Here is an 8,220-nt window from a genome sequence, read left to right on the forward strand (position 1 = left end):
TGGTCGTGACGCTATCCGGACCCGAAGCTGCCGCAAAGCGGGGGCAAAGCGGGGCCATGCGAAGCCTGCTGACATTGCCGCTGCTGCTGCTCCTCACGCTGCTGGGCTGGTGGGTGCCGAACCGCGAGCAGGCCGGCGATGTCGCGCTGGCCAGCAGCCGGTTCAACTCCGTCTCCTTCGCGCCGTTCCGGCCCGGGCAGTCCCCCTTGCGAGGCATCTTCCCAAGTGCGGCGGAGGTGGAGGCGGATATGGCGCTGGTGGCATCCCGGGTCCGGGCCATCCGCACCTATGCCGCGATCGAGGGCGACTACGATGTCGCGGCGATCGCGGCCCGGCATGGTCTCCGAATGTGGGCCGGGGCCTGGCTGGGGCGGGACGCACGGCAGAATGCGGCCGAGGTGGCGAAGCTGATCGAGATCGCCAACCGCCACCCGGATACGGTGGAACGGGTGGTGGTCGGCAATGAGGTGCTGCTGCGCCGCGACCTGCCGCCCGCCGCATTGATCGCGGCGCTGGACCGGGTGAAGGCCGCCGTGGCGCAGCCGGTGACCTATGCCGATGTCTGGGAATTCTGGGAGCAATTCCCCGAGGTCGCCCGGCATGTGGATGTCATCACCATCCATATCCTGCCCTATTGGGAGGACGTGCCGACCGATGTCGAAGGCAGCATGGCGCATGCCCGGGCGGTACTGGCCCGGATGCGGGCGCTGTTCCCCGGCAAGCCGATCGCCATCGGCGAGGTCGGCTGGCCCAGCCGCGGCCGCTGGCGGGCCGATGCGGTACCATCCCGCGTGGAGCAGGCGGTCTTCCTCCGCCGCTTCATCGCCTTGGCCGAGGCGGAGACGCTCGACTACAACTTGATCGAGGCCTTCGACCAGGGCTGGAAATATAAGTCCGAAGGCACGGTCGGCGCCGCCTGGGGCCTCTGGACCGAGGCGCGGGAGGCGAAATTCCCGCTGCAGGGTGCGGTGCGGGAAAATCCGTGTTGGGGCTGGTATGCCGGGGCGGCGGCGCTGCTGGGCCTTGGTCTATGGGCCGTGGCGGGGCGGGCACGGCCCCTGCTGACCTTCGCCCTGGGCAATGCGCTGGTCTTCGCCTGGTGCGGGACGGTGCCCTATGCCTTCGATGCCCATCTGGTGCTGGCAGCCGTCGTGAACCTGTCGGCACAGGCGCTGCTGGCGGGGCTGTTGCTGCGGCGGATGATCCTCGGCCAGCCGGAGGCGGCGGGGGTGCCGCTGGGCGGCGTGGCAGCGACGCGAAGGCTGCGGGCGGCCCTGCGAGGGCGGCTGGACTGGCGGGGATGGCGGCACTGGGCCTTCGAGGATCTGGGTTTCTGGTTCCTCTTCACGGCCATGGTGCTGCAGCTGCTGCTGGTCTTCGACCCGCGCTACCGCGACTTTCCCTATGCTGCCTTCGCAGTGCCGCTGGTAATGGTGGTAACCCGGGCGCTCAGCCGTGATTGGCCGGCACGGCCGGAGTCCTGGGTCGGCGGCACCTTGGCGCTGGGCGCGCTCGTCAGCGTGGTGGCCGAAGGGCCGGGCAACCTTCAGGCCTGGGGCTGGTCGGTCTGCGCCCTGCTGCTGGCCGCCCCGGCCCTGGCAGGGCCTTGGCTCGCAACACCTCGAACAGCCGGCCGAAGCCTGCCAAGCAATCCGTGATGCCCCGTGCTTGCGGAGCATGCCAAGCGCCCACCGGCTCAACCGCGTTTCGCCCAACCGGCGCCGCCGCCGATCGATGCCTGCTTGCCAGACGCCGCGCCGCCCGGCATTCCTGCCGGGGCTGGGGGCCTGTAGCTCAATGGTCAGAGCGGACCGCTCATAACGGTTTGGTTGCAGGTTCGAGTCCTGCCGGGCCCACCAGCGCCTCTATCGCGTCGCCTGCGGTTGGGCATCGCCGGTGGCCGGGCTGATGCTGACCGTTGCCGTACGGCCCGGGAGCAGCCGCAGGCCCGGCGGCAGGCTATCGATGGCGATCCGCACCGGGATCCGCTGGGCCAGCCGGACCCAGCTGAAGGTCGGATTCACATTGGCCAGCAGGTTGGGCCCGGCGGCACGGTCGCGGTCCTCGATGGCGCCGGCGATGCTCTCGACATGGCCCGCGATGACCCGGCCTTCGCCCATCAGCCGCACCGTGGCGGCGGCGCCCTGCACGATGCGCGGCAGCTTGGTTTCCTCGAAATACCCCTCCACCCGAAGCGTGTCGGTATCCACCAGGGCGAAGACGGCACGGCCGGCGGTGACGTAGTCGCCCGGCCGCAGTTCCAGGTTGGTGACCGCGCCATTGACCGGCGCCAGGACCCGGGACCTTTCGAGGTTCAGCCGGGCTAGGTCGCGGTCGGCGATGGCCTGCTGGTAGGATGCCGCCGCCTGCTGCGCATCCGAGACGGCGCGTTCCTGCGCCTGCACGGACACGGCGCTCTGGTCCAGCCGGCTCAGCCGCTGGGAGTCCCGCTGGGATTGCTGATAGGCGCTCCAGCGGGCCAGCGCCGCGGCATCCGCCTGCTGCACCGCCAGATCGAAGCGGGTTCGGTCGATCTCGAAGAGCACGTCGCCGCGGCGCACCGGCTGATTGTCCCGCACCGCCACGCTGGCGACTAGGCCCGAGACATCGGGCGTGATGCCGACCACGTCGGCACGCACCCGCCCGTCCCGGGTCCAAGGAGCAAGCATGTAATAGTCCCAGAGCTGCCAGCCCACGACGCTGGCAAGCAGGACGGCGATGAGGGTGACGGCGATGCGTCCAGCCAGGCGTTTCATCGGTTGATCCAGGCCATGACGGCGACGATGCCGCCGAGCAGAAGAAGGAAGATCGCGGCATCGAAAAGCGGCGGATGCCAGATGTGCCGGTACAGCCCGGCCCGGGCCAGGCCCCCGCGGACCAGGCTGGAGAGCAGCAGGGCCAGCACCAGCCAGACCAGCAGGCTCGGCACGAAGACGCCGAGGATATCGAACTCGCCCGTCATGCGGCGGCCTTGGCGAGGCCCGGCGGCGGCTCCGGCAGCCAGGGCGGCGGCGCCTCGGGGAATAGCGCCATGCGCAGGCCGGACAGGGCCAGGGCGGCGGGGCGGGCGGAGGCACCGCTGGCGGCGGCCAGGGCGGCATCGATGCGCTCGCGGGCCGCCTCCTGGTCGGTGCCGCCGCGGGCGAGATAGGCGGTGGCGGCGATGGCCGCATCGACCGAGGGCCGCAACCCGGGCTCCAGCCCCGGTCCGGTCTGGCGCAGCCGCAGCAGGTTGAAGGCGGCGCGTAACTCAGCCAGCTCGCGCACTCCCAGGGTTACGGCATCGGCGGCACCCAGCCGGGCGGCGAGCGCCTCGAAGCGGTCGAGCATGGCCGCGGTGATGCGCGGTAGGTCTGTCCTGCTGCGGTCCTCGGCCAGGCGCACCAGGTCACGCCGGTCCGCCTCCACCAGCCGCGTGACGCGCCATGCGACACCGAAGCTGCGCAGCAGCCGGGTGACCGTCAACGCCACGCCGAAGCCGAAGAGCATGGCGATCCCGCCTTCGACGAAGCTGGCGAAATCGGCACTGTAGGCCGTTTGCAGGGCGATCAGCGCGAAGCCGTTGATGGCGACCGGGGCGATGCGCGGGGTCAGTGCCGGCATGGCCAGCAGGGCCCCGATCGGCAGATACACCACGCCCAGGACGCAGAGCAGCGGCACGAAGCCATCCACCGCCGGCAGCACCGCGAAGAGATAGGCGCCGGCGATGGCGATGGCGAGGATGGTGCCCTGCATGAAACGCAGGATCGCCGGGGCGGGGTCGTCCAACTGGGCAAACAGGCTGGTGCCGACCGCTGCCATCATCGCCGCCGTCGCGCCCGCGGGCCAGCCGCTGAGTATCCAGAAGCCGCAGCAGACGACCACCGCGACCACCGCGGCCAGGCCGGAAAGCCCGATCAGCAAGCGGTCCGCATGGCCTGGGGACAGGGCGGCCGGCGGATCCCCGGCGGCGCTGGCGGCGATCCGGCCGGCCTGGGTGCGGCACTCTTCCCAGGTTGCGACCAATTCCCGCAGCCGGGCCAGCAATCCTTCCCGCAGCAGCCCGGCCCAGCCGCCGGCGGCGCGCGCCTCCGCTTCGGCAGCGGCAAGCCTGGCGTCCAGCGCCGAAGCCTGCCCCGGCTCGCCGCCGATCCAGCTGGCGACCGCGGTGAGCAATGGCTGCAGCCGGGCGAGGGCGGCCGGATCGGTGGTCCGTAGGCCGGCGATGCGATCGGCAGCCGCGGTCGCCAGCACCGGGATGCGCCGGGCCTGGTCGCGCAGGCCTGGCAACCAGCGAAGCGCGGCGCGGCTCTCCGGCTCGTAACGGGCCTGCTGGAAGGTGGCATCGAGCGCCGTGCCGTCGCGGGCCAGCCGGCGCCGGTCCTCCGCCAGGTTCGGCTGCGCCCCGCCCAGGGCATCCACGGCCAGCCGGCCGATATCGGCCGTCCAGGCCTCCAGCCGTTGCAGCAACTGCGGCGCCGCCGGGCTGGGCAGGAAGATGCTGTGCATCGCCCAGGCGCAGGCAATGCCCAGGCTGATCTCCTGCACCCGCAGCACCGCCGTGTCGAAGATCGCCTCCGGCATCCCGACCGAGGGGAAGCCGATGATCGCCGCGGTATAGCCGGCCAGGATGAAGCCATAGCTGCGTGGCGTCGGATCGCGCAGCGAGGCGGTGACGCAGAGCCCGACCCAGAGCGCCAGGGCCAGCACCAGCAGCGGCGGCGCATTGACCAGATTGGGCACCGCCAGCACCGCGATGCCGGCACCTGCGAAGGTACCGACCAGCCGCCACAAGGCCTTCGCCCGCAAGGCCCCGGCCGAGCCCTGGGCGACGATGTAGACCGTCGTCGCCGCCCAATAGGGCCGCTCCAGCCCGGTCTCGAAGGCGATGTAGAGGGCCAGTGCGGCAGCGGCGAAGGTGACGACGGAGAATAGCCAGGCGCGCTGCCCGGGCAACCAAGCGGTCACGCGCTGGCCCCGTTCGGTCTACGCCCGGTTTCGCCCCGGGGCGCCTTGGTCAAACCCATCGGCTGCCTCCTCGGCGGCCTTGCCGGGGCCACCGCGCGGCCAACGCCGGGCAGGGGAGGACGTTCCGCCTCAGACGGAGTCGGGAACCGGTACGTCGAAGCCATTCAGCGTGGTCGAGACCATGCAATAGAGCCCGACGAGATAGATCAGCTCCGCCGTGCCATGCTGACCGAAGGTCTGCACCGCCTGGCGATAGGTGAGTTCCGGCAGCACCCCGCCGCCGACCAGAGCGGAGGCAACGTCATAGGCGATGGCTTGGTCGCGCGGCAGGTCGCCGGGGCGCTGGCCGGCGACGATGGTGGCGAGGGTATCGTCCGAGAGTCCACGCTGCTCGGCAGCGATGACATGGGCATAAAGCTCATAGGCCGAGTGGAAATGCGCCCCGGTGACCAGGATCGCCACCTCCCGCACCGGGCGCGGCAGGCTGGGGGCTTCCGACATGGCCTTGGTCAGCTCCCAGATCGGACCGCCGATCTTGGGTTCATGCAGCCAGGGATTCCAGGGGCCCAGCAGGGCGCCATCGGTGCCGATGGTGGCGAAGCCCTTGAAATTCTTCTCGATGCCGGCGCGCATATCGGCATGAAGCGGCTTCTGCTCGTCGCTCAGGGCCTCGGGCGGGATCAGGGGCAGGCGCATGCTGTGTCCTTTCAGGGAGGGGTGGCGCCACAACGCGAAGGGCGCGCCGAAGCCGCATGGCCTGGGGATTACGCCAGCGCAGCCCGTTCCGGCTCAGCTACCGGCAGGCCGATGATCACCTCCCGTCTCGCCAGGCCGCAACGTTTTCTGCCGGGAGCGGGTCCTTTCTGCTGGTCCTTTCTTCTGGCGGCCCCGGAGGCTAGATAACCCCCACCTCATACCTCCCCGGCAGGATCACCGTCATGGCCGCCTATCAATACGTCTATGTGATGAAAGACCTGACCAAGGCCTATCCGGGTGGCCGCGAGGTCTTCAAGGGCATCACCCTGTCCTTCCTGCCCGATGTGAAGATCGGCGTGCTGGGCCCGAACGGCGCCGGCAAGTCCACCTTGATGCGGATCATGGCCGGGCAGGACAAGGAATTCGGTGGCGAGGCCTGGGCGGCCGAAGGCGTCCGGGTCGGCTACCTCTCGCAGGAGCCGCACCTCGAGCCCGACCTGACCGTCGGCGAGAACGTCATGCTCGCCTTCAAGGACATGAAGGGCTACCTCGACCGCTTCAACGAGATCTCGATGAAGTTCGGCGAGGAAATGTCGGACGACGAGATGAACAACCTGCTCGCCGAACAGGGCGACCTGCAGGAGAAGATCGATGCCGGCAATGGCTGGGAGATCGATCGCACCGTCGAGATCGCACTCGACGCCTTGCGCTGCCCGCCGGCCGACAGCGCGGTGACCACCCTGTCCGGTGGCGAGCGGCGTCGCGTGGCGCTCTGCCGGCTGCTGCTCGAGAAGCCCGACATGCTGCTGCTCGACGAGCCGACCAACCACCTCGATGCGGAAAGCGTGTCCTGGCTCGAGAAGACGCTGCGCGAATATACCGGCGCCGTGCTGATCGTGACCCACGACCGCTACTTCCTCGACAACGTCACCAACTGGATCCTCGAGGTCGATCGCGGCCGGGGCATTCCCTACCAGGGCAATTATTCCTCCTACCTCGACATCAAGCGCAAGCGCCTGCAGCAGGAGGAGCGCGAGGAGAGCAGCCGGCAGCGGCAGCTTGCCGAGGAGCAGGAATGGATCGGCCGGTCGCCCTCCGCTCGGCAGTCCAAGAGCAAGGCGCGTATTTCGGCCTATGAGGATCTGCTGCAGCGGAGCCAGGACATGGCGCCCGACCCGACCGAGATCCAGATCCCGCCGGCGCCGCGCCTGGGCAACATCGTCATCACCGCCGACAAGATCCGGAAGGGCTTCGGCAACCGGCTGCTGATCGACGACCTGTCCTTCAAGCTGCCGCCGGGTGGCATCGTCGGCGTCATCGGCCCGAACGGCGCCGGCAAGACCACGTTGTTCAAGATGATCACCAAGGTGGACGAGCCCGACAGCGGCACCATGGTGGTCGGCGACAGCGTCCAGCTTGGCTATGTCGACCAGAGCCGCGACAGCCTGGATGACAAGAAGACGGTCTGGCAGGAAATCAGCGAAGGCCAGGACCAGATCACCATGGGCAAGCGGCTGGTCCCCAGCCGGGCCTATTGCGCCGCCTTCAACTTCAAGGGCGGCGACCAGCAGAAGCCGGTCGGCGTCCTTTCGGGCGGCGAGCGCAACCGGGTGCATCTGGCGAAGATGCTGAAGACCCCGCACAACGTCCTGCTGCTCGATGAGCCGACCAACGACCTGGACGTCGATACCCTGCGGGCGCTGGAGGAGGCCTTGCAGGACTTCGCCGGCTGCGCCGTCATCATCAGCCACGACCGCTGGTTCCTGGACCGGCTGGCGACGCATATCCTGGCCTTCGAGGGCGACAGCCACGTCGAGTGGTTCGAGGGTAACTTCCAGGCCTATGAGGCGGATAAGCGACGTCGACTTGGCGCCGCGGCGGACCAGCCGCACCGGATCAAGTACCGCCCGCTCACCCGATAGCAGCTCGATGCGGCATGCTTATCCGGTGCCTTTGCCGGCCCGGCTGGTGCGGACCGAGCGACTCACGCTCGTGCCGCCCGGCCGGGAGAATCTGCCCGACCTCATCCGGCTGAAGACCGACCCACGGGTCTTCGAGCTCATGCTCCATGGCACCCGCTCCGAGGAGCGGGTGCGGGAGGAGCTGGAGGATGACATCGATTTCTGGGCGGTGCGCGGCTATGGCACCTGGTGCGTCTACCGCACGGATACCGGGGAATTCCTCGGCATCGCCGGGCTGATGGAACGACCCGATGGGCGGGGCGTGGCCATGCGCTTCGCGCTCTGGCCGGAATGTCGTGGCCAGGGCTATGCGCGGGAAGCCGCCAAGGCCGGGCTGGAGTTTGGCCATAAGGCCGGTCTCGCGCGCATCATCGCCGTGGCCTGGGAGGAGAACCATGCTTCCCGGCATGTGCTGCGGGACATCGGCATGAGCGAATGCGATACCTTCGAGTATCGCGGCAGGCATATGGTGGTCTACGAGAGCAGGAAGTAAGGCCAGGGAGAAGTATTCCCCCTGACCCCTTCTATTTCTGCCAGCTAGAGCGGTTTCCAGCCTGACTGAATCGCTTGTGATCCCACGGGCTGCACGATGGTGATTCAGTTGCCCCTCGGCATG

General features: G+C 69.1%; 7 protein-coding genes and 1 tRNA gene. 4 read left to right on the plus strand and 4 right to left on the minus strand.

Annotation, left to right across the window (positions count from 1 at the left end; translation table 11 throughout):
• The first annotated feature begins 56 nt into the window (after window positions 1–56).
• Both AC0IW9_RS01645 and AC0IW9_RS01650 read left to right on the plus strand, forming a co-directional pair.
• Entirely contained in the window at window positions 57–1,658 is a 1,602-nt protein-coding gene (locus AC0IW9_RS01645; protein ID WP_471646455.1) for a glycoside hydrolase family 17 protein, read from the plus strand.
• Between the two features lie 125 nt (window positions 1,659–1,783).
• A tRNA-Ile gene (locus AC0IW9_RS01650) sits at window positions 1,784–1,859 on the plus strand.
• A gap of 6 nt (window positions 1,860–1,865) precedes the next feature.
• Here AC0IW9_RS01650 and AC0IW9_RS01655 read toward each other — a convergent pair.
• The 4 genes from AC0IW9_RS01655 to AC0IW9_RS01670 all read right to left on the minus strand — a co-directional run bounded on the left by AC0IW9_RS01655 (window position 1,866) and on the right by AC0IW9_RS01670 (window position 5,643).
• Complete coding sequence (locus AC0IW9_RS01655) at window positions 1,866–2,756, minus strand: efflux RND transporter periplasmic adaptor subunit (protein WP_471646456.1); 891 nt, start codon at window positions 2,754–2,756, stop codon at window positions 1,866–1,868.
• Window positions 2,753–2,962 carry a DUF1656 domain-containing protein gene (locus tag AC0IW9_RS01660; protein WP_471646457.1) on the minus strand — a complete coding sequence of 70 codons (210 nt, stop codon included), beginning with the start codon at window positions 2,960–2,962 and terminating at the stop codon, window positions 2,753–2,755. Before AC0IW9_RS01660 ends, AC0IW9_RS01655 begins: the two co-directional genes overlap by 4 nt.
• Window positions 2,959–4,947 (minus strand): FUSC family protein, encoded by a 1,989-nt coding sequence (locus AC0IW9_RS01665; RefSeq protein WP_471646458.1) that lies wholly within the window; start codon window positions 4,945–4,947, stop codon window positions 2,959–2,961. The genes AC0IW9_RS01660 and AC0IW9_RS01665 overlap by 4 nt, the downstream gene beginning before the upstream one ends.
• Window positions 4,948–5,076: 129 nt before the next feature.
• Window positions 5,077–5,643 carry a carboxymuconolactone decarboxylase family protein gene (locus tag AC0IW9_RS01670; RefSeq protein WP_471646459.1) on the minus strand — a complete coding sequence of 189 codons (567 nt, stop codon included), beginning with the start codon at window positions 5,641–5,643 and terminating at the stop codon, window positions 5,077–5,079.
• 242 nt (window positions 5,644–5,885) lie between these two features.
• On the opposite strand from AC0IW9_RS01670, the gene ettA reads away from it, so the two are divergent.
• Window positions 5,886–7,565: an energy-dependent translational throttle protein EttA gene (ettA, locus tag AC0IW9_RS01675; RefSeq protein ID WP_471646460.1), complete on the plus strand. Its 1,680-nt coding sequence runs from the start codon at window positions 5,886–5,888 to the stop codon at window positions 7,563–7,565.
• A 7-nt stretch (window positions 7,566–7,572) separates the two neighbouring features.
• Window positions 7,573–8,097 (plus strand): GNAT family N-acetyltransferase, encoded by a 525-nt coding sequence (locus tag AC0IW9_RS01680; protein ID WP_471646461.1) that lies wholly within the window; start codon window positions 7,573–7,575, stop codon window positions 8,095–8,097.
• The last annotated feature ends 123 nt before the right edge of the window (window positions 8,098–8,220 follow it).

The organism is Belnapia sp. AC561 (assembly GCF_979252845.1).

Coding starts and splice junctions, on each gene's coding strand:
- AC0IW9_RS01680 (WP_471646461.1), top strand. CDS start 7,573: ATGCGGCATGCTTATCCGGTGCCTTTGCCGGCCCGGCTGGTGCGGACC.
- AC0IW9_RS01670 (WP_471646459.1), bottom strand. CDS start 5,643: ATGCGCCTGCCCCTGATCCCGCCCGAGGCCCTGAGCGACGAGCAGAAG.
- AC0IW9_RS01660 (WP_471646457.1), bottom strand. CDS start 2,962: ATGACGGGCGAGTTCGATATCCTCGGCGTCTTCGTGCCGAGCCTGCTG.
- ettA (WP_471646460.1), top strand. CDS start 5,886: ATGGCCGCCTATCAATACGTCTATGTGATGAAAGACCTGACCAAGGCC.
- AC0IW9_RS01655 (WP_471646456.1), bottom strand. CDS start 2,756: ATGAAACGCCTGGCTGGACGCATCGCCGTCACCCTCATCGCCGTCCTG.
- AC0IW9_RS01645 (WP_471646455.1), top strand. CDS start 57: ATGCGAAGCCTGCTGACATTGCCGCTGCTGCTGCTCCTCACGCTGCTG.